General features: G+C 49.3%; 17 protein-coding genes and 3 tRNA genes. 10 read left to right on the top strand and 10 right to left on the bottom strand.

The annotated features are described in order from the left end of the window. The first annotated feature begins 13 nt into the window (after nucleotides 1-13). Both METBU_RS27855 and METBU_RS0100175 read left to right on the top strand, forming a co-directional pair. Nucleotides 14-331: a hypothetical protein gene (locus METBU_RS27855; protein ID WP_040575252.1), complete on the top strand. Its 318-nt coding sequence runs from the start codon at nucleotides 14-16 to the stop codon at nucleotides 329-331. 1 nt (nucleotide 332) lies between these two features. Further along, entirely contained in the window at nucleotides 333-1,115 is a 783-nt protein-coding gene (locus METBU_RS0100175) for an enoyl-ACP reductase FabI (RefSeq protein WP_014149471.1), read from the top strand. Nucleotides 1,116-1,233: 118 nt separating this feature from the next. Here the strand turns inward: METBU_RS0100175 and METBU_RS0100170 are convergent, their stop codons facing one another. The 9 genes from METBU_RS0100170 to METBU_RS0100130 form a co-directional block, all read right to left on the bottom strand. After that, complete coding sequence (locus METBU_RS0100170; protein ID WP_017838703.1) at nucleotides 1,234-3,096, bottom strand: SurA N-terminal domain-containing protein; 1,863 nt, start codon at nucleotides 3,094-3,096, stop codon at nucleotides 1,234-1,236. Between the two features lie 885 nt (nucleotides 3,097-3,981). Further along, a tRNA-Asp gene (locus tag METBU_RS0100165) sits at nucleotides 3,982-4,058 on the bottom strand. Nucleotides 4,059-4,066: 8 nt separating this feature from the next. After that, nucleotides 4,067-4,142: transfer RNA gene (locus tag METBU_RS0100160), tRNA-Val, on the bottom strand. A gap of 13 nt (nucleotides 4,143-4,155) precedes the next feature. Next, the gene (locus METBU_RS0100155; protein ID WP_014149474.1) at nucleotides 4,156-4,428 is read right to left on the bottom strand and encodes an HU family DNA-binding protein; all 273 of its coding nucleotides are present in this window, start codon (nucleotides 4,426-4,428) and stop codon (nucleotides 4,156-4,158) included. 182 nt (nucleotides 4,429-4,610) lie between these two features. Next, entirely contained in the window at nucleotides 4,611-7,028 is a 2,418-nt protein-coding gene (gene lon, locus METBU_RS0100150) for an endopeptidase La (protein ID WP_017838702.1), read from the bottom strand. Nucleotides 7,029-7,337: 309 nt separating this feature from the next. Further along, a complete protein-coding gene (clpX, locus tag METBU_RS0100145) occupies nucleotides 7,338-8,609 on the bottom strand; it encodes an ATP-dependent Clp protease ATP-binding subunit ClpX (protein WP_017838701.1) in 1,272 nt (423 codons plus the stop codon). Nucleotides 8,610-8,692: 83 nt separating this feature from the next. Then, complete coding sequence (gene clpP / locus METBU_RS0100140; protein WP_017838700.1) at nucleotides 8,693-9,340, bottom strand: ATP-dependent Clp endopeptidase proteolytic subunit ClpP; 648 nt, start codon at nucleotides 9,338-9,340, stop codon at nucleotides 8,693-8,695. An 18-nt stretch (nucleotides 9,341-9,358) separates the two neighbouring features. Then, nucleotides 9,359-10,654, bottom strand: coding sequence for a trigger factor (tig, locus tag METBU_RS0100135; protein WP_017838699.1), 1,296 nt, complete (start codon nucleotides 10,652-10,654; stop codon nucleotides 9,359-9,361). Nucleotides 10,655-10,768: 114 nt separating this feature from the next. Then, nucleotides 10,769-10,853, bottom strand: a tRNA-Leu gene (locus METBU_RS0100130). A 285-nt stretch (nucleotides 10,854-11,138) separates the two neighbouring features. On the opposite strand from METBU_RS0100130, the gene METBU_RS0100120 reads away from it, so the two are divergent. From METBU_RS0100120 to METBU_RS0100105, 4 genes are read left to right on the top strand one after another with little or no spacing between them, the layout of a single operon-like run. Continuing rightward, a complete protein-coding gene (locus METBU_RS0100120) occupies nucleotides 11,139-12,839 on the top strand; it encodes a tetratricopeptide repeat protein (protein ID WP_017838698.1) in 1,701 nt (566 codons plus the stop codon). 20 nt (nucleotides 12,840-12,859) lie between these two features. Further along, nucleotides 12,860-13,162: a hypothetical protein gene (locus METBU_RS27850; RefSeq protein WP_175421690.1), complete on the top strand. Its 303-nt coding sequence runs from the start codon at nucleotides 12,860-12,862 to the stop codon at nucleotides 13,160-13,162. A 16-nt stretch (nucleotides 13,163-13,178) separates the two neighbouring features. Further along, a complete protein-coding gene (locus METBU_RS27845; RefSeq protein WP_017838696.1) occupies nucleotides 13,179-13,529 on the top strand; it encodes a hypothetical protein in 351 nt (116 codons plus the stop codon). Beyond that, on the top strand, nucleotides 13,492-13,905 hold the full coding sequence (locus METBU_RS0100105; RefSeq protein WP_017838695.1) for a GFA family protein: 414 nt from the start codon (nucleotides 13,492-13,494) through the stop codon (nucleotides 13,903-13,905). Before METBU_RS27845 ends, METBU_RS0100105 begins: the two co-directional genes overlap by 38 nt. A 307-nt stretch (nucleotides 13,906-14,212) precedes the next feature. Here METBU_RS0100105 and norR read toward each other — a convergent pair whose 3' ends face one another. Beyond that, nucleotides 14,213-15,736 carry a nitric oxide reductase transcriptional regulator NorR gene (norR, locus tag METBU_RS0100100; protein ID WP_017838694.1) on the bottom strand — a complete coding sequence of 508 codons (1,524 nt, stop codon included), beginning with the start codon at nucleotides 15,734-15,736 and terminating at the stop codon, nucleotides 14,213-14,215. A gap of 362 nt (nucleotides 15,737-16,098) precedes the next feature. Here norR and METBU_RS0100095 point away from each other — a divergent pair, with 362 nt between their 5' ends. From METBU_RS0100095 to METBU_RS0100080, 4 genes are all read left to right on the top strand, one after another. Next, nucleotides 16,099-17,100 (top strand): hypothetical protein, encoded by a 1,002-nt coding sequence (locus METBU_RS0100095; protein ID WP_017838693.1) that lies wholly within the window; start codon nucleotides 16,099-16,101, stop codon nucleotides 17,098-17,100. A 233-nt stretch (nucleotides 17,101-17,333) separates the two neighbouring features. Next, nucleotides 17,334-18,914 (top strand): DHA2 family efflux MFS transporter permease subunit, encoded by a 1,581-nt coding sequence (locus METBU_RS0100090; protein ID WP_017838692.1) that lies wholly within the window; start codon nucleotides 17,334-17,336, stop codon nucleotides 18,912-18,914. Beyond that, nucleotides 18,911-20,365 carry an efflux transporter outer membrane subunit gene (locus METBU_RS0100085; protein WP_017838691.1) on the top strand — a complete coding sequence of 485 codons (1,455 nt, stop codon included), beginning with the start codon at nucleotides 18,911-18,913 and terminating at the stop codon, nucleotides 20,363-20,365. The genes METBU_RS0100090 and METBU_RS0100085 overlap by 4 nt, the downstream gene beginning before the upstream one ends. Further along, complete coding sequence (locus tag METBU_RS0100080; protein ID WP_017838690.1) at nucleotides 20,362-21,552, top strand: HlyD family efflux transporter periplasmic adaptor subunit; 1,191 nt, start codon at nucleotides 20,362-20,364, stop codon at nucleotides 21,550-21,552. The genes METBU_RS0100085 and METBU_RS0100080 overlap by 4 nt, the downstream gene beginning before the upstream one ends. Nucleotides 21,553-21,763 lie beyond the last annotated feature (211 nt).

Here is a 21,763-nt window from a genome sequence, read left to right as displayed (position 1 = left end):
TAGGGTGAGGGGTATGCCTGTCGAGGAACGCCGTAAACCCATCCATGGGGGCTTGGCGGCAGCTAAGCGCCAAGGATGGCGTGAATGCAGATTTTGCAGGAGCAAAAATCTGTCCCGCTGCCGACATCCTCGCCAAGCACACCCCACACCCTTTTTGATCCCTAAATTGGGAGTTGCTGAGAATATGGCAAATGCCGACAAAACTGCTTTTACACCAATAGTTTTAGATTTTATGTTCATCAGCAGCGTATTCATCCACAAAAGGCTGGACATCAAATTAACGGTTAGAGATACTTTGCGTTATTCTAACAATAAACCAATGGAGAGATAATATGGGTTTCATGCAAGGCAAACGTGTCTTGATTGTCGGCTTGGCCAGCAACCGCTCAATCGCTTGGGGTATTGCCAAGGCAATGCACCGTGAAGGTGCCGAACTGGCATTTACGTTCCAAAACGACAAATTGCAAGAACGTGTCGTCAAAATGGCCGCCGAGTGCGGCTCCAATATTACTGTCGAATGCGATGTCAGCAATGACGACCATATCGAAGGCGTATTCAAGGAACTAGGCAAGCACTGGGATGGACTGGACTGCATCGTGCACTCGGTGGCTTATGCGCCTAGAGAAGCGCTGGACGGCGATTATGTCGAAGCCACGACCCGAGAGAATTTCCAAATCGCTCACGATATCAGCTCTTACAGCTTTACCGCACTGGCTAAAGCAGGGCGGCCGATGATGAAAGGACGCAACGGCGCCTTGTTGACGCTAAGCTATCTAGGCGCGGAACGCGCGATCCCGAATTATAATGTCATGGGGGTCGCCAAAGCCAGCCTGGAAGCCAATGTACGTTATATGGCCGTCGCCTTAGGCGCCGAAGGCACCCGTGTCAATGCGGTTTCAGCCGGCCCCATTAGAACGCTGGCAGCTTCCGGCATCAACAATTTTAAGGCGATGCTGAGTAAAGCGGCTGATACCTCGCCATTGAAAAAGAATGTCACCATTGAAGAAGTCGGCAACGCTGCGGCATTTTTATGCTCGGACTTGGCTTCCGGAATCACCGGAGAAATCACCTACGTTGACGCCGGCTATAACATAGCCGGTTTAGCTGCATCCTAATCCTTTCCAAGGATAACGCAGTCAAAAAAGGGAGCTTTAAGCTCCCTTTTTTTATGCCGTTTTAAAATCCGATAAGGCAACGCTTTTGCTAAAACGCTGCCTCAATATCCGGTTTCAATCATTTTGACCGGATAGTCACGTCGGCCTTTTCTTGCAAACTAGCCATTACCGCACTAAATAACGACTGACCTAACGCATTAGCAATATTTTTGGTTGCCAATTCCATTCGTTTTTTGTCTTCTTCAGTCATCATGCCATCGGTAACACTCTGCAGACTCACCAACACTTGATCGCCGTTTCTCAACGGCGCGACAAAAAGATTCGGCTGATCGGCAACAGGTTTGGCTGCTTTAAAAACAGCCTGCAAAAGCTCGACAGGAACTTCAGTACTGGTGCGCGACAAGCCTGTTATCGATTTGTGACTAACATCGCTTGCTTCTTCGGCTAATTTTTTTAAGTTCTCGCCGGCCATTGCACGGTTTTTAAGATCGAAGACGCGCTCTTCAGTCTGCCGCCTAGACTTCGACAACAACAACGCTTCGATGACGTCATCCCTTACTTCAGCGAGTTCGCGCACAGTAGCAGGCTGATGATCCTTGACATGCAATACGACCAATCGATCGCCTTCCAGCTCGAGCGGCTCGCTGTTATTGCCTTTCAAGACATCTTCGGAAAATGCTGCATTACGAACCAAGTGTTCCGCGGCGATTCCTTCGCCTTGTTCACGGGTAAACAATTTTGTCGTTTTAACCGTCAACCCTAAAGCGTCCGCTACTCCGAGTAAATCTTCGGAATGCTCGTAGCTGAACTCCGTCAGTGTTTGCCCGAGCTCATAATATTTATTTTCGGCTTCCGTTTTTTGATAGGATTGCTTCACTTCATCCTTAACGTCCTCGAAAGACTTAGTTTCTCCGGGAATCAGTTCAGTCACTTTAATCAGGTGATAACCGAAAGCCGACCTAACAGGCTCGGAAACCTCACCCAACTGCAGCGCGCTCGCCGCATCCTCAAAGGCTTTTTCCATCACGCCGGCTTCGAACAATCCTAAATCACCGCCGGATTTTGCCGTTAATTTATCATCGGACAAGGCTTCGGCAACTTTAGCAAACGACTCGGCTTGCAGTTGCTGTTTCGCTGCCTGAGCCTTTGCCAACGCTGCTGCATCATCGGTTTCGCTAGTCACTGCAAAGAGTATATGGCTGATTTTTCGGCGCTCTTTAGTGCTGAAAGTTTCCTTTTGCTCTTCATAAAAGGCACGCAATTTATCGTCAACAACTTCGACTGCATCGGCAAGCTCATTTAGCGATAACTCGATATAATCGACCGAAACTTGCTCGGGAGTACGATAATTATCTTGATATTGCCGGTAAAAAGCTTCAATTTCTTCTTCGCCGGGCTGTTCGTCAATCGGTTTGACCGAAACCGTCAGATATTCAATATCCCGTAGTTGATTTTGAATTTTAAAAAAACTTTCAACATCGTACGGCGTGGCAAAACTGCTATCAACGACCGCATGCTGAAACTGCTCCATCATCAATGCATTCTTGATTCTGCCTACAAATTCGATCGAAGACATGCCCTGGGAACCCAGCAATGCTTGGTATTGGTTTTTATCAAACTTGCCGTCAACCTGAAAGTAGTCCAAAGATTGAATAAAATCTCTAGCCGTTTTATCCGTTATCACCAGGCCTTGCGATTGCACATGCTGCAAAAGCACTTCATCTTGAATCAATTTTTGCAGCGCTTGCTGCTTAAGCGTTTCCTCGTCGATATCCAAACCTTGCAAACTTTGACTGAATTGAGCATAGGCTTTAGACACATCGCGTTGAAAAAAATCTCTATCGCCGACCGATGCAACCGGAGTTTCTTTTCCAACATCGAGATAGTTTTGAATTCCCCATAAAGCAAAGGGTACTGTGATTGCGATCAGAATGACCCACGAGAACACGCCCTGCGCTTTTTCTCTTATCTTTGTCAGCATATGCTAAATCCTTAAATAAAAGTAACTTGATTTGTATGAACACTCATGTACATTGATTTTTAGGCTACCGCCAAACTCCCACTCGACCCCTTTTAGGATTTGGTGATTAATAACGTCCTGGAACTATGAGCTTTGTTGAGGGTTCGGTCACTCGCTTGGCAGGATGCCGTAAATACGTCCTTATAGGCTTGACGGCGGCTTTCCCTGCCGCCGACACCTATCAATCGAGTTACCGAACCCTCCCTAAAATAGGGAATTTATTTATACCTTTCGCACTTCAAATTTCGGCAGCGCCCGAGAAGGCGCCGGGGCGTCCGGCAAAGGCTTTGCCAGCATGGAGCTGGCTAGAGCCTACATGAATGTATTTACTGCGTCCTTTGACGAGCGCTCCGGTGCCGAATCTTGATCTACGATGGGTATACGACCGAATCCTTAAACACATGGTAGATCAAAATTCAGCACCGGATACCCCCGTCAAAGGCCCAGCACCTAAATTAACTATAGCCAATGAACTATTGAATTTAGGTACTGGGTTTAGACCCTATGCTCCCTCAGTTAGCGTTAGGTGAGGGAGCGCATGTTCTTCAGGTACTGCCGAAATTTGAAGTGCGTAAAGTATCTACTGAAAAATCGCTCAACTTCTTTAAAGATGCGGGTGACTTTCGAGGATCCTGCACCTAAATTATCGAAATTCGGTCCCACAACTAAAACGTTTGGAATTTAGGAGCTGGCGAACCCATTCATAGGAACTTGGCGGCAGTCTGAACGCCATGACCCAGCACCTCCAAGAAATTAGCCGCTTTTTCGATCAGATCGGAGTAATAGCTACCTTCAATCAAAGCAAAAAAAAACCCCGAACCGTGAAACGGCCCGGGGTTTTATATTTGGCGGAGCGGACGGGGCTCGAACCCGCGACCCCCGGCGTGACAGGCCGGTATTCTAACCAACTGAACTACCGCTCCTAAGTCTGTGGTGGGTGCTGAGGGGATCGAACCCCCGACCCTCGCCTTGTAAGGGCGATGCTCTCCCAGCTGAGCTAAGCACCCGACTAAAGAAGCACTAGTTTACAGCATCTTTTAAAGATTTGCCAGCTTTAAATGTAGGAATTTTTGCAGCACTAATGGTAATTTCTTCACCCGTTTGCGGATTACGTCCTTTGCGCTCTGCTCTTTCCTTGACAGAAAACGTACCGAAACCAACCAACGCTAAAGAATCGCCTTTGCTTAAAGCTGTTGTTACCGCACTTAAAAAACCATCTAAGGCACGACCGGCATCCGCTTTCGTTAATCCTGATGAATCCGCGATAGCATCAATAAGTTCAGATTTGTTCATTATTCCCCCTAGGAAATTATTAAAGTTAATTGCATAAGCAAAGCGCTTATTTTCTTATGTAGCCCCCCGCTGCATAAGAAAGCGAACATTTATATCAACACGACTCATAAAGTGTCAAGCTTTAAACTCTACAGACCAAGTATTTTCTGGTTTCAAGCACACTTTAACAAAATAAATGCTTATTAATGCGCAGTTACATTCTGTTTTTTTGCTTTAGCGGCTGCTTCGGTTTTTTTAGCATGTTCAACCGACTTTTTCTTACCGCCCGGAACCGGCATGTACTGCAACGCTTCGACTAAGACCTCATCGATCCAGTGTACACATTTAATCGCTAGCTTTTCCTTGATATTCGCCGGAATCTCGGCTAAATCTTTTTCATTTTCCGCCGGAATCAACACCGTAGTAATGCCTCCGCGATGAGCAGCCAGCAGCTTTTCTTTCAAGCCGCCGATAGGCAACACTTCACCTCTTAATGTGATCTCCCCCGTCATTGCTACACTAGCCTTGACAGGTATTTTGGTCAACGCGGAAATAATCGCGGTACACATGCCGATACCGGCACTGGGCCCGTCCTTCGGAGTCGCGCCTTCAGGGACATGAATATGAATATCGTTTTTTTGAAAAACTTCATTATCGATATCTAGCACAGCCGCACGACTTCGAACCACCGTCATCGCCGCCTCGATAGACTCTTTCATCACATCGCCGAGCTTTCCTGTTGCAGTTTGCTTGCCTTTACCCGGAATAACAGCCGTCTCAATCGTCAGCAATTCTCCGCCAACCTCGGTCCACGCCAAACCGGTCACTTGGCCGATTTGATCATGTTCTTCCGCCAATCCGTAATTGAAACGCCTAACGCCCAAATATTTATCCAGGTTAGTCGAATCAACTAATACCCTAGCATCTTCTTGTTGAAGCAACAAATCCTTAACAACCTTACGGCAAATTTTAGAAATCTCTCGCTCCAAGCTTCTGACACCGGCCTCTCGTGTATAGTAACGAATAATATCCCTAACTGCCGATTCGGCAATATCGATTTCTTTCTCTTTCAAACCGTTATTTTTGATTTGCTTGGGAATCAAATAACGCATCGCGATGTTGATTTTTTCATCTTCAGTGTAGCCGGCGAGACGAATAACCTCCATGCGATCAAGTAACGCCGCCGGAATATTCATCGTATTGGCCGTCGCTACAAACATCACATCGGACAGATCGAAATCCACTTCCAGATAATGATCCGAAAAAGTGTGATTTTGCTCGGGATCGAGAACCTCTAACAATGCCGATGCCGGATCGCCACGAAAATCGGCAGCCATTTTGTCGATTTCATCCAACAGAAACATGGGATTACGCGTCTTCACCTTAGCCAAATTCTGCAGAATCTTGCCGGGCATGGAACCGATATAAGTACGCCGGTGCCCACGAATTTCAGCCTCATCCCTGACCCCGCCCAAGGCCATGCGTACATATTTGCGGTTGGTTGCGCGCGCAATCGATTCGCCCAACGAAGTCTTACCGACGCCTGGAGGGCCCACTAGGCATAAGATAGGCCCCTTTAAGCGTTTAACTCTTTGTTGCACGGCCAAATACTCAAGAATCCTTTCTTTAACTTTTTCAAGTCCGTAATGCTCGGCTTCCAATACCTCTTCCGCTATTTTTAAATCATGCCTGACTTTGGTTTTCTTTTTCCATGGCACATTAACCATCCAATCGATATAGTTACGCACCACAGTCGCTTCGGCCGACATAGGCGACATCATTTTCAACTTATTGAGCTCAGCGGTCGCCTTCTCTTTCGCTTCCGCCGTCATGCCTGCCGCATTGATTTTCTTTTCGAGCTCTTCTATTTCGTAAGGCGCATCGTCCATTTCGCCCAATTCCTTTTGTATCGCCTTCATCTGCTCATTCAGATAGTACTCCCTTTGGTTTTTCTCCATTTGTTGCTTGACGCGCCCGCGAATACTTTTCTCCATTTCGAGTAAATCTACCTCGCCCTCCATCAGCGTCATCAATGCTTCCAAACGCTGCTGAATATCGGACAATTCCAAGATCGTTTGTTTATCGGAAACTTTCAGCGTCATGTGAGCCGCCACAGTATCGGCGAAACGCCCCGGATCGTCGATACCGGCCAACGCATTCAACACCTCGGGAGGGATCTTGTTGTTCAGCTTGACATATTGATCGAAAGATCCCATTGCAGTACGCTGCAATACTTCCTGCTCTTGCTCGGACATCGTAATAATGTCATTAATCTCGGATACCGAGGCCGAAAAATAACCGCCGGAAAATTCGTATTTATCCACTTGGCAGCGCTGACTTCCCTCCACTAGCACTTTTACGGTTCCGTCAGGCAATTTAAGCAATTGGAGAATATTCGCCAATGTCCCCACCTGATATAAATCGGTGAAATCCGGATCATCGACTTCGGCTTCCTTTTGTGCGACTAAAAGCACTTGCTTGTTATCCTTCATTGCCGAATCGAGCGCGACAATCGATTTTTCCCTTCCCACAAATAATGGAATTACCATGTGCGGATAAACCACGACATCTCTTAACGGCAAAACCGGTACGATCATTTTTGTTTGATGTATAACTGTCATTTCAATAAGCTTCCGCAAAATGGGTCATTTATTATTTCTCTATACAGCTAATATAAGGCCACTTATTAAAATAGCAAGTTCTGAGCGAATAACCATCGCAATTAAGCAAAAAAAAGGCTTTATATGTTACATATAAAGCCCTTTCTTATTCTGAGAAATATGCTATACCCTTTGCTGGTCAAATTTCGGCGCCGGGGGTCCGTCAAAAGACGCCGTGAATACGTCCTTGTAGGCTTGACGGCGGCGACTGATTGCCATGGATGGCATGAATAGAAGTCCTGCACCGAAGTTTAACTAGCAAAAGAGAGATCAGGAATCCGAAGCCGCTTTTTTTATCTCGGATTCATAAACCAAAATCGGCTTGGACTCGCCAGATATCACGCCCTCATCCACAACAACCTTTGTGATATTTTCCGCTGACGGCAGCTCATACATTGTATCCAACAGAACGTTTTCAACGATGGTTCGCAACCCTCTTGCACCGGTTTTTCTTTCCATAGACTTGCGAGCGATGGCATGTAGGGAATCTTCTCTAAATTCCAGTTCCGCCCCTTCCATTTCAAATAAATGCTGATATTGCTTAATGAGCGCATTCTTCGGTTCGGTTAAGATCTTGACTAACGCTTCCTCATCCAATTCTTCAAGCGTTGCAATTACCGGCAGACGACCGACAAACTCGGGAATCAAACCATACTTGATCAAATCCTCCGCTTCGACTTGGGCAAAGATTTCACCGACATTCTTGTCGTTATCTTTGGCCTTGACCTCGGCGGAAAAACCGATACCGCCTTTCTCGGAACGGGCCTTGATCACGCGATCTAATCCTGCGAATGCTCCGCCTACGATAAAAAGAATATTCGCAGTATTGACTTGCAAAAACTCCTGCTGAGGATGCTTGCGACCGCCTTGCGGAGGCACTGAAGCTACGGTACCTTCGATCAGTTTCAATAACGCTTGCTGTACACCTTCACCGGAAACATCACGAGTGATCGAAGGATTATCGGCCTTTCGAGAAATCTTATCGATCTCATCAATATATACGATACCCGATTCCGCTTTTTCGACATCGTAATCGCACTTCTGCAGAATTTTTTGAATGATGTTTTCGACATCTTCGCCGACATAACCGGCTTCGGTTAATGTGGTCGCATCGGCAATCGTGAACGGAACATCCAGCAATCTAGCCAACGTTTCAGCCAGCAGTGTCTTTCCGGACCCGGTCGGACCGATTAGCAGAATGTTACTCTTCGCCAATTCAACTTCATCTTTTCTGGATTTGCTGCGTAAACGCTTATAGTGATTATAAACCGCAACAGCCAAAGTTTTTTTAGCCCGTTCCTGACCGATGACATATTCATCCAGCACGGTTTTAATTTCTAACGGTTTCGGAAGAGAACCATCGCCTTCTGAAGAATCATCCAACAATTCATCCCTAATGATATCGTTACACAACTCGACGCATTCGTCGCAAATGTATACCGAAGGGCCTGCAATCAGTTTTCTGACTTCATGCTGACTTTTACCGCAAAAAGAACAATAAAGAAGCTTGTCGTCATCTTTACCGCTTTTGTCATTACTCATAAATAGACTCCCACATACCCCAAGACTGAAGTATTCGCATCAATCGATTCAGTAAAAAGGATATCCCGAACATTAGCAAATTGTTATTTGATCGTTTCGCCGACACGACTGGTCAACACCTTATCGATCAACCCATATTCGACCGCATCGTGAGCACTCAAGAAGTTATCTCTATCGGTATCCAACTGAATCTTTTCGATGGGCTGCCCGGTATGTAAAGCCAAAACTTTATTGAGCTTCTCCCTGATTGACAGAATCTCACGAGCATGAATATCGATATCGGAAGCCTGCCCTTGAAAACCGCCTAAAGGTTGATGAATCATCATTCGCGAGTGAGGCAAACAAAAGCGTTTACCTTTCGCACCGCCGGTTAACAATAATGCCCCCATACTGGCGGCTTGACCAATGCACATCGTGCTGACATCCGGCTTGATAAACTGCATCGTGTCGTATATCGACATACCCGCGGTCACCGAACCGCCCGGAGAGTTAATATAAAGATGAATATCTTTATCCGGATTTTCCGATTCGAGAAATAATAACTGCGCAACAACTAGATTGGCCATGTAATCTTCGACTTGGCCTACCAAAAAAATCACGCGCTCTTTGAGCAATCGGGAATAAATATCGAACGAACGTTCGCCCCGAGCTGTCTGTTCAATGACGATAGGGACCAAACCGCCGGCCGCCTGTGGCTGCATGTTATTATTCAACTCATTTCGATAGTGCATTTGCATTCCTAAGATCTGTTACTTCTTGCCCATGATAGCATCGAAACTGACTTTTTCATCGGTGACTTTCGCTCTTTCGACAATCCACTCAACTGTTTGGTCTTCCAAAACCAATTGTCGTATTTCATTCAGACGATTTTCATCGGAATAATACCAATTAATAACATCCTGAGAACGTTCGTAACTTTGCGCCATATCTTCAATCGTCGACCGCACTTTCGCTTCATCGACTTTAATATTGTTGGCCTGAATAACCTCGCTCAGAATCAAGCCTAAAGCAACCCTTCGACGCGCTTGCTCCTCAAAAACATCCCTCGGTAATTCAGATTCGTCTAACTTGCGGTTTTGCTTTTTAGCGTTTTCAGCGTAAGGCTTGATTATTTCCTCGACTTCCTGATCGACAAGCGTTTTCGGTAATGAAACCGAAATATTGGCATACAAACTATCCATTACGGCAGTCTTAAGATTATTACGCAGCGATTGTCTCAATTCCCGCTCCATGTTCGCCTTGACATCATTTTTGAAGGTCGCCAGGTCGCCTTCTAGAACTCCGTAATTTTTCAGAAAATCGGCGTCTATTTCAGGAACAACAGACTCTTCAACCTTGGCTACAGAAACTTCAAATTCTGCGGGCTTTCCGGCCAACTTGGCGTTGCCGTATTGTTCGGGGAATGTCACGGTAAAAGTTTTGACGTCGCCCGCACTCAAACCAATCAGATTGTCTTCGAATCCGGGTATCATTTTGTTGGCGCCTATCTCGACAGGATAGTCGTCTACTTTGCCATCGGTAAAATTTTCGCCTTCGCAAACACCTGAAAAGCTAATCCAAACTTGATCATTAGTTTGAGCTGGACGCTCTACAGGGGTCCAAGTTTTGTTTTGATTTTTGATTTGCTCGATCATGGCGTCAAGATCGGCTTCCTCGACAGACGCAACCTTCCGGACCACTTCGATACCGTCAATTCCTTGTAAAGAGATCTCGGGATACACCTCGAACTCCGCCGTGTATTGAAAACCTTCCGACTCATCGATAGGTTGAATATGCGGGTATCCTGCCGGTCTTAAATTTTGTTCTTGCAGAGCTTCAAAATAAGTCGACTGAATCAAATCACCGGCGATTTCTTCTCGAACTCTATCTTTGAACATTTTTTTAACGACATGCTGAGGTACTTTTCCCGGCCGAAAACCATCCAATTTGACTTCACGCGCCAAGGATTTAAAACGATTTTCCATTTTCTCCTTAACAATTTCTTCTGGCACGCTCACGGTCATTTTTCTGCTTAATTCCGATGTTTTTTCGACAGAAACCTGCATTTTTTACCTCAGCTATTTTGATACGATTGGATTAAGACGCCTGACAAAGGCTTAAGACTTGGAAAAGTTAACGTTGAGAACGCTAACTTGAAATGTATGTATTTAGAATTTAATTGGTGCGAATGGAGAGACTCGAACTCTCACAGGCTACCCTACTGGAACCTAAATCCAGCGCGTCTACCAGTTCCGCCACATTCGCACATCAAATGAACGCGGCATTATATTCGATATACGCTAATATACAAACCTTTTTTTAAAACCATTTATCTTAAATTCGACAGTTTAACCATAAAGTACATAAAGCTCGTGAAGGACTTGAAGAAATTATCTAAATATTCTCGCAAACCTTTTTGGTGAGCGAAAATTCCATACAAACGCATAACAAGTTATTGAATTAACTTCTTATTCTTCATAATCTGCATGGTGAAATGCTTTTTTTATAGGATAAACGTTATGATAAACAACGAAACTAACATAATGATTCATGAGCAATGACACTCCACAAATCGTCATCGCCCGATTTTCGCAACACAAACTAAAGAAAAAACGTATGCATGATTTAACAAAGCTCTTGTTTTCAGCGCTGCTGCTCCATGGCTGCCATAACCTGCAAGTCGACACCGTACCGTTGTTCGACGATTTGGGCGACCACCGCTATCCGATCATTACATCATCGACTGCGGCACAACGCTATTTCGACCAAGGATTGATTCTAACCTACGGTTTCAACCATGCCGAAGCGGCACGCTCATTCCGTCAAGCCTATCGCTTGGACCCGAACTGCGCCATGTGCTATTGGGGCGAAGCGATAGCACTTGGACCGAATATTAATACGCCGATGGACCCAAGCACTGCCCCACAAGCCTATGATTCGGCACAAAAAGCGATGACACTCGCCGATTCGGTCTCCGACAAAGAAAAAGCCCTGATTCAGGCCTTAACCAAACGTTATGTACAAGAGGCGCCGACGGACCGGGTATCGCTCGATGAAGCCTATGCGGCGGCTATGCGCGAAGTGGCTCAACGCTTTCCTGACGACGCCGTCATCCTCTCTCTATTTGCCGAAGCTTTGATGGATTTACATCCATGGGACTTCTGGACCAAACAAGGCGAGGCCAAACCGTGGACAGCGGAAATCGTATCGACCTTAGAACAGGCCCTGGCTATCGATGCCAATAATCCGCTCGCCAATCATCTGTATATTCACGCTCTCGAAGCCTCACCGTTCCCCGAAAAAGCGCTTCCGAGCGCTCAGCGCCTGCCGTTCTTGGTACCGGCTTCCGGCCATTTGGTACATATGCCGGCGCATATCTATATCCGCACCGGGCGCTACCGCGATGCGATTTTGGCCAATCAGCAGGCTGTTAAATCCGATCACGGCTATCTGAGTCACAACCATACCGAAAGCATCTATACCCTCGCCTATGTCCCGCACAATTATCATTTTTTATGGGCTGCCGCGATCAAAACCGGACGCAAGGCATTGGCAACCCAGGCGGCCGCCGATACCGCAGCCAAGGTCAAACCGGAATTGCTGCGTGAGCCGGGACTCGACGGCACCTTGCAACATTTTTCCTTGATCCCGCTTTACACTCAAGCCTTGTTCGGTGATTGGGAGGCGATACTGCAAGAAACTGCCCCGGCTCCCGACCTGCTTTATCCGAAAGGCATATGGCATTATGCGCGCGGATTGGCTTTACTCAGAACAGGTCAAGCCGAACCGGCCCGTCAGGAACTGGCTCAGCTTGAAAAAATCACGAACGATCCAGCTATTGCCGAATTGAAAGTGTTCGATTTAAATCCGGTCGCATCGCTGTTGCGAATCGGATCGGATATTCTGAGCGGCGAACTGGCTGCCGAAACCCAGGACTACGACAAAGCCGCCGCCCATCTCAAGCACGCAATTGAACTCGAAGACGGCCTCAATTATACCGAACCCAAGGACTGGTATTTGCCGCCGAGGCAGGTTTTGGGGGCGATTTTACTCGAAGCGGGCCGGCAGCAAGAGGCCGAACTCGCTTATCGCGAGGATTTGCGGCATCATCCTCAAAACGGTTGGTCATTGTTCGGGCTGGCGCAAAGCTTACGCGATCAGCAAAAAAACCGGGAAGCCGATGAAATCGATACTCAGTTCCGACACGTTTGGGCGGAAGCCGATGTCAAACTGACCGGTTCGCGTTTTTAGAATCCCAAGGAGTACCGCCAATGCGCTTCGGACAAACGATTTGCGCGGCCTTCGTAATTTCTATCATCGCCCTGATCTGCCACGTCGTTCTGGCCGAGGAAAACGCCTTGGTTGCGCCGTTGAGGCGCGCCGAAAGCCCCGGGTTCGTGGTGTTGTCGCTGATCCAGTCTTGGGCCTTGGCATTGTTGTTCGCCTACGGCTACGGCAGCAATTCCCAATTTGGGGATCAAAAAGGGTGTGGGGTGTGCTTGGCGAGGATGTCGGCAGCAGGGGCAGATTTTTGCTCCTGCAAAATCTGCATTCACACCATCCTTGGTGCTTAGCTGCCGCCAAGCCCCCATGGATGGGTTTACGGCGTTCCTCGACAGGCATACCCCACACCCTAAGATCGGCGAAAATGCTCAAACTGGGAATTGCTGCGGCTACGGCCGTTTCAACCGAACCGGTTCGGTATCGGAGGGCGTCGTTTACGGGCTCTACTTTGCGCTGCTGGCGGGACTACTCGTGGATCTGAATCAATTCATTCTTTATCCGATTCACGGAAAAATCGCGCTGTATTGGTTCCTCGGCGGTTTGGTTGAATTTTCGATCTACGGAGCATTTATCCCTGGTTTTTCAGATTTTCCGGTTCGCTTTGTCGAGGTATGGGTCGATGAAATCACACGAAATCATAGAGTCGGTCATTCATAGAGGCGGATGCCACTGCGGCAAAGTACGATTCGAAATCGAAGCGCCGCCGGAAATTGTGGCGCACGATTGCAATTGTTCAATCTGTTCAAAATCCGGATTTCTACACCTGATCGTTCCCGCCTCACGGTTCCGGCTACTGACGGATCGAAACAATCTCGCATGCTATGCCTTCGGCAGCGGTATCGCCAAACATTGGTTCTGCAAAACCTGCGGAATCAAATCCTTTTACGTGCCGAGATCGAATCCGGACGGCTACAGCATTAATGTTCGATGTCTTGACGAAGGCACAATCACTAAAATGACAGTTGAGCCTTTCGACGGTAAAAACTGGGAAGCGAATGCCTCGAGTTTGGCGAGTCTTTCAAATACAGCCTAGCACCGAAATGAGCAATGGCCCGCTGCCAATGACAATATCCGTTTTCATGAGACAAGCGTCCGCAAATCCCCATTTATACCCTTTGCTGGTCAAATTTCGGCGCCGGAGTGTCCGTCAAAGGACGCCGTGAATACGTCCATGTAGGCTCTGCGACAACATCCCTGCTGTCAAAGCCTTTGCGAGCGCCATGGATGGCGTGAATGTCGATTTTGCAGGAGCAAAAATCGACCGAACACCCCGGCACCTCCATGCGTCAATGCCGAAATTTGAAGTGCGATCTGTATAAATTCCTCGGTAAAAATGAAATCTATTTAATTTCCAAACGCTTGGCCAAGCGATGCAAGTTGCCTCGATCGACCCCAAGACGACGGGCCGTTTTCGCCCAATTCGATCCCTCTTCGAGATAAGCAGTCCTTATCAATTGCCGTTGAAAATCATCGACCGCCTGCGACAACGAAACGTTTTTGACATCAGGCATGACCGTCTCGACTTGTATAGTTGCCTCATGCTTCTCTGCGAGATCCAAATCGTTAGGCTCAAGTATCACCGAACGCCCCCTTATCGACGAGGCCCTGAGCACCGCTCGCAAGATCACATGCTCCAATTCTCGAACATTGCCCGGCCAACGGTAACTTTGTAGAACTTCGACTGTTTCAGCGGCCAGTCCTGCGCGAACCAAACCTAAACGTACCCTGGCCTGATTAAGAAAATACCGGGCCAGCACAGCAATATCGACGATACGTTCACGCAGCGGGGCGACATGCAGTGGATAGACGCTCAGTCTGTGATACAAATCGGCGCGAAAACGGCCTGCCTTGACTTCCTCGGCCAACATTCGGTTCGTGGCGGCAATGATCCGCACATCGGCTCGATGACTCTTGTCGGAACCGATGCGCTGGATTTCGCCGAATTGCACCGCGCGCAACAATTTCGCCTGTATCGTCAACGGCAATTCGCCGACTTCGTCCAAAAACAGCGTGCCGCCATTAGCTAATTCGAATTTACCTGCGCGGTCATTATTCGCGCCGCTGAAGGCCCCCTTCACATGGCCGAATAATTCGCTTTCGGCCAAGGCTTCAGGCAAAGCCGCGCAATTGACATAAACCAAGGGCTGATCGGCTCGCGGCGAACGGGCATGAATGATACGCGCGATGACTTCCTTACCGACCCCCGTTTCGCCTAGCAGCAGAACGGTCAAATCGGAACCGGCGACGATATCGATCTCGCCGCTCAATTTCCGCATTGCCGGGCTTTCACCCAAGGTTTGATTACTGCGCTGTAAGCTCTCATTGACCAGCTCGCTAGCGACCAATTCACGGTGCTTCGCCAACTGTTCCAAGCGATTGATATACGATTCATATCGCAGCGACACCGTCGCCAAGGCCGCAAAAATACGAAACACGCTGTCTTCGATATGATCGAAGGCACCGGCCTCCAACGAATCCGCGGACAGCACTCCAAATAGAGTGTTTTCATTATATAAGGCGCAACCGACACAGGCATGAACCCCAATCGTCCCATTGGCATCGTTACTTAGCAGACCATCATAAGGATCGGGCCTCGGGTCGTTGACCGGGAACCTAACCGGGGCCCGTGATTGCATGATGACCGATAAGCGCGGATGAAGCTCCGGTTGAAACTGCATATCGAGGACCTTGGGTACCAAGCCGCGTGTCGCGACAGGGATCAATAGCCCGTCTTGATAACGCAACAGGGCGCACGCATGATTACCGGTAATTCTGGCAAACACGTTCAAAAATTCGGTATAACGCTCATTCATCGACAAATTAGCGGTCAAGGTGAGCACTACTTCACGTATAGCATTATCCATTTCAATAATCCCAGGCTGATCCGATAAAATACCGTGTTATTTAGACTCGTTTCGAGTCAATACGACACATCCCTATTCTACAACGATCATCTACAGCCTATGCAAGACTGTTCAGTAAATCTTTTTGGTATACGTCAAACCTCACTCCATCGACAAGTGTCATTATGACAACAATCACTAACACACCACAAAAAATACCTTATTATTCAATAGCCTGAAATTTGGCCTAGTAATTGCTTCCATATCCATCAAGTCATGCCGGAATACCCCAGTCGACGCGATCAACTGTTCTCCCCATACCGAAATCATTCACCGGCACCGATATTTATAGCAACCGAATAATTCAAGACAGGAAATCACCGATGTCAAAATCAATTTTGAACACGGCGCTAAGCCCCAACACAAACAATAGCCATGACTTCGATTACCGCGCGCTCCTTACTCGTTTCGGCAAACCGCGGCGCAATCGAATCGGCAGTATCATGACCGGTATATTCATATTACTCCTTCCCTTAGTATTATCGGGTTGCCAAGCGCCGCCGATCAAGGCGCCTGCATACAAAACCGCACAATTACGCCAGATCCTCGTCGTCCCAATCGAAACGCCGCCGCTCGAAGTCATTCCCGATCCCATCGACAACCGCCTACCGGTGCAGCGTCACTTTCGGAACATGGAGATCGCAACACCCTTGACCAAAAAGATCTATCTCAATCCGGGCAAGCTGCTAGTCTCGGGATTAATCAGCAACGAAGATGTCGTTACCGAGTTCGCCCCCGACATAGAACAAGACGCGCATCGCCCGTCACTCTCGCCCCTCGGTCAAGACTATTGGCTACCGAGCCAGGCTTTGGCTGAAAACCTAGTGACGCAATTGACCTTTAACAATATCAAATCCCAATTGAGTAGCCATTATTACCGGCTACCTAGCCCCACAGCTCGGTTCAGTAGCGACCCGGCCGACTGGCGCAAATCGGTTGCGCAGTGGTACGAACAAACGCAATCCTCGATCGACTACCGCTCGCTAAAGGAATCGGCCGGTTTTGATGCGGTTCTCGAAATCGGCATCGGACATTACCGAATCTTCGAAGGTCAAACAGCGCTACAAATTCTCATGCGCTTGGTCGATCCGGCCGACGGCACGGTTTACGCCAGAACCAGCGCAGAAACCTATACGGTTTCCGGCTCGTCGCAATCCCTACTCGGCAACGAAGGCCAACGTTTCAAACAACTGATTACCGATATGGGCATGCGACTCGTCGACCGCGGGCTCGGCAACATCGGGTTGCCGCTTCGGAAAACGGCTCTAAACCCATCTAAAATACCCTTCGTCGAAGCCCCGCCGGTCAATACACAATTTTATTAGCCTTGCCTCAATATGTTGATAGATTCGCCCCCTCCATGCTTTAAGGATTTGGCCGTAAATAACTTCCCTATTTTAAGGAGGGTTCGGTTGCTCGATTGGCAGGTGTCGGCGGCAGGGAAAGCCGCCGTCAAGCCTACACGGACGTATTCACGGCGTCCTGCCAAGCGAGTGACCGAACCCTCAACAAGGCTCATAGTTCCAGGACGTTATTTATTACGAAATCCTAAGCGGCAATGAGCATCATTTACGCGAAACGCCTGAAAGGATGGCGCTTTGTTTTGTTCAACGGCTGCCTGGGCTTGAGCCATGCATTGGTCCTATTCAATGCCGGCGCCTACATCGCGATGCTGCCCCGCGTCGCCGGCGGACTCGGCATTCCGTTGAGCTATGCCACTTGGACGCAAACCGACTATATGATCGGTTTGGCGCTAGCCTTTCCGGTCGGCGGCTGGCTGTCGCGGCGCATCGGCGAATACCGCCCCTTTGTCGCGGCCTTTACGGTTTTTGCATTGGCCTCACTCGTTTGCGCCTACAGCACGTCGTTCTATGTTTATTTGGCGGGGCGTATCGTCATGGGTTTTGCCGGCGGACTAACGCTGCCGCTCGGGCAATCGTTGCTGATCAAGGAATTTCCGGATAAACGCAAGTCAATGGGCATCGGCGTCTGGAGCCTATTTACCTTGACGCCATTCACTTTCGCGCCCCCCTTTGGCGGCTGGATCGCCGACACCTTGGGCTGGCGCTGGCTGTTTTGGATCAACATTCCGGTCGCGCTCACGATTGCCGGAATAGTCGGCGCGCTGCTCTATCAGCGCGGCTACAAACCGATCTGGCGGCGCTTCGACTTCACCGGCTTTATCTTAATAGCCGTAATTCTGGGTTGCCTGCAAACGATTCTAAATCTCGGAAACGACTGGGATTGGACTAACTCGCCGTTGATCGATGTCTTGATCATCGTCATGGCGATTAGTCTCGCCTATTGGATCGTTTGGGAGCTCGGTGCGCGTTACCCGTTTTTGGATATCGGACTGTTCGCGCATCGCAACTTCACGATCGGCGCCCTATCGCTGTTTCTGGGCTTTCTGTGCTTTCAAGGCCTGTTGTCGATGCTGATCGTGCAACTGCAAGTCACCCTGGGCTACTCGTCATGGTTGGCGGGACTGGTGTTTCTGCCGATGGCGATTTTCGCGAAACCGATGGGCGGCCTGTTCCATGAAATCATCAAGCGCTTCGATGCCCGCTTACTGGCCTCATTTAATTTACTCGGCTTCGCGGCGACCTATTTCTGGCTCAGCCGCTTCGATGCGGTCGATGCCTATGCTGAGCTATTCTGGCCCAAACTATTGGAAGGCATTTGTCTAGGCAGTTTTTTCGTGCCATTGACCGCGCTGATGCTGCACGGCCTGCCGCCGGAACGACAATGGCGAGCCGTCGAATTGGCCGGACTGATGCGGATTGCCGCAGGCGCGTTCGGAATCACGCTGCAAACCATCATCATCTATCAACGCAAGCCGCAGCATATGACCCGAATAGCGGAAGTCCTGACGCCGCTCTCCCCTCGCTACGATCAAGCCATGGAGCCCTTGCTTGCGACAGGGCTGTCCGAACGGCAGGCCTTCATTAAATTGGCTAAAATCGCAGAACGCGAATCGGTGCTGAACGCCATGAATGACGCTTATTGGCTGGCCGGCTGCCTGTTCGTCGGCTTGTCGATCTTGGTTTGGCTCGCCTATCCGACCCGGCAACCGGCCAAACCGACGACCGCTCGCGCGCTAAGGCGCAAGGCGCAAGAAGCCTTATCGGAGGGCCCATGAACGGCAAACCGGTCAAACACCGCACCGCTAGCGCCTGTCTACTGAGTTGTACGCTAGTGATAGCCGGCTGCGCGTGGTTTCCCGAAAGCACCCAACGCGCCAAGATGAATCCGTTACCCGAGATCGACCAAACGCTTAGCGAGGCGCAGCGGAGGCTACCGGCGACCGATCGATGGCCGGACCCGGCTTGGTGGGACATCTTCAACAATCCGCAATTACAAACACTGATCGAAGCCTCGCTCGAAGACAACCCGGATCTGAAAACCGCCACGGCTCGGCTAAGCCAGGCTCAGTCTATGGTCGATGCGCAAGCCGCCGAATTGTATCCGACCGTCCATGCGAACATCACATTCAATGCCCAACGATTTTCCGCGAACAGCGTGCAAGTCAAATTCGCCGGAGAAAACTTCCGGCACATGCTGATCAACCCGTTGATCTTGCGTTATCACCTGGACTTTTGGGGACGCGACAAAGCCGCGTTGCAAGCCTCGGTCGGCCGCGCCGTTGCCGTCGAAAACGAACTGGCCGACGCCAAATTATTGTTGTCGGCCACCGTCGCGCAAGCCTATTTTGACCTGAGCGAAAGCGCCGAAAAACTGAAACTGGTACAACAAATCGTGCAACACAAGGAAGCATTGTTAAAGCTCGAACAGACCCGGCTCGAGCTCGGTTTGATCGAACGCTCCGTCCCGCTGAATACCGGAATCGAATTGAATGCGGTCCGGGAAATCGAAGCCGCTCTTCGCGCCAAGGTCGACGTACAGCGCCATTTGCTTGCGGCGCTCGCAGGGCGTGGCCCCGACTGGGGACAAAGCATCGCGGTCGATCCCAGCTTGTTTCCGAAACGCTTGAACCTACCGGCCGACCTGCCGTTGAGCCTGCTAGCGCACCGTCCCGATATCGCCGCGGCCAGACTGCACGCCGAAGCCGCCGCCGAAGAAATCAAAGTCGCCGAAACCGCATTTTATCCGGACGTCAATCTAATCGCATTTACCGGCCTGCATAGCGTTAGCATGACCGACGTGATACTGCAAGGCGCAAGTCTGGCCTATGCCGTCGGACCCTCGATCGAGTTTCCGATATTCGAAGGCGGCCGTCTGCGCGCTAATTTGACTTATCAAGAAGCCACCTACGATGCGGCGGTGGAACGCTATAACGCCAGTTTGCTACATGCCGTACAAGAAGTCGCCGATGCCTTGACGCGCCGGCAGGAGGCCGAAGCCAGACTCACCGAGCAGCAACGTTCGCTGGAGGCGGCACAAAGCAATGAAAGTCTCGCGCAAACCCTCAATCGAGCCGGACTCAACAATCGTAGCGATTTGCTGGAAGCTCGAATTCAGGTTTTGGATCAACGCTACCACTTGGCGACGCTCGAAAACGAACGCTTCAAAACCGCCGTGCAACTCTTTAAAGCCCTGGGCGGCGGCTATACCGAAAACGACAAACTATGACGACAGCCGTACCCCAAAAAATCCGTCCGAGAGAAATCCTCCGCAAGCGTAACCGCCGATTGAAAGGCGTAACACTGGCGATATTGCTGGCCGGCTTGAGCTATTTCGCCTATTGGTGGTATATGAACCGGGATTGGGTTAGCACCGACGACGCCTTCGTCGCGGGACATCTGATCACGGTCAAGGCATTGACCGAAGGCATCATCGTCGAAGTCGCGGCCGAAAACACCCAGGCCGTGCAAGCCGGCGACTTATTGGTTCGCCTCGACGGCAACCATGCCGAAGTCGCCCTGCAACAAGCCAAGGCCGAATTGGCCGAAACGGTTAGAAACATCGTCACGCTGAAAGCCCAAATAGACACGCTCAATCATCGCGTCATTGCTCGGCAAGCTTCGTTGGCAACAGTTCGCCACGATCTGAAACGTTACGAAAGCGCCCTCTTCGAAGGCGCAGTATCCGAACAGCAAGTGCAAAACGCCCGCGACCGGCTACGCGAACTGGAAGCGGCAATTAGCGAAGCCGAAGCGGAAAAATCGGGCATTCAAGCACAACTGCTCGAAACCGACATCGACAGCCATCCGTCCGTCGAAAAAGCCAAAAGCCGTGTCAAAAAAGCCTACTTGGATTACCGGCGCAGCAACATCTTCGCGCCGGTGTCGGGTTATGTTTCCAATCGCCGCGCGCATGTCGGCGATCATATCAAGTCCGGTATGCCGTTAATGGCCATTGTGCCGCTCGACGAAGTCTGGATAGAGGCCAATTTTCTCGAAACCCAAATCGCTTCTATCCGCCCCGGCCAATCCGCGGAAATCAAGATCGACGCTCACGGCGGCGAAAGACTATACCATGGCACCGTGCAAGGCCTAAACCCCGGAACCGGCAGCGTATTCGCGGTACTGCCGACCAACAACGCCACCGGAAATTTCATTCATATCGCCGAGCGCGTGCCGGTCCGCATCGGCCTTGACCCGAAAGAAATACAAGAACACCCGCTGCAACCGGGACTATCGACACTAACCCGTATCAACATTAGCGAAACGGGCGAGCCGCTCTTGACCTCGAACGCCGGCACCCGAACCGAGTTTTATCGCACCACGATCTACGACAACGAACTGGAAGAAGCCGAACGATTGATCCGCGAAATCATCCATATAAATCAACCCGCCAACAATCACTTAAACGAATAATGATGAATTACGTGCGATTCTTAAAATCATTTCACGAAAATCGGCTAAGTCTCACTGTTGATTAGTTAATTCCAGTTACCCACAAAACCTGTGGATAACTCTGTGCATATCTTGATAATGAAAGCTTCTATGCCGCGTAATTATTACGGTTTTGTTAAATTGATCATTTTTTATACAGGCCTCATATTTTCATTAAATCAATAACTTACGA

Origin of the sequence: Methylotuvimicrobium buryatense 5G (assembly GCF_000341735.1) — a bacterium.
GTDB lineage: Bacteria > Pseudomonadota > Gammaproteobacteria > Methylococcales > Methylomonadaceae > Methylotuvimicrobium > Methylotuvimicrobium buryatense.
The sequence above is the reverse complement of the archived record's forward strand: the minus strand, read 5'-3'. Positions and strand labels throughout refer to the sequence as shown.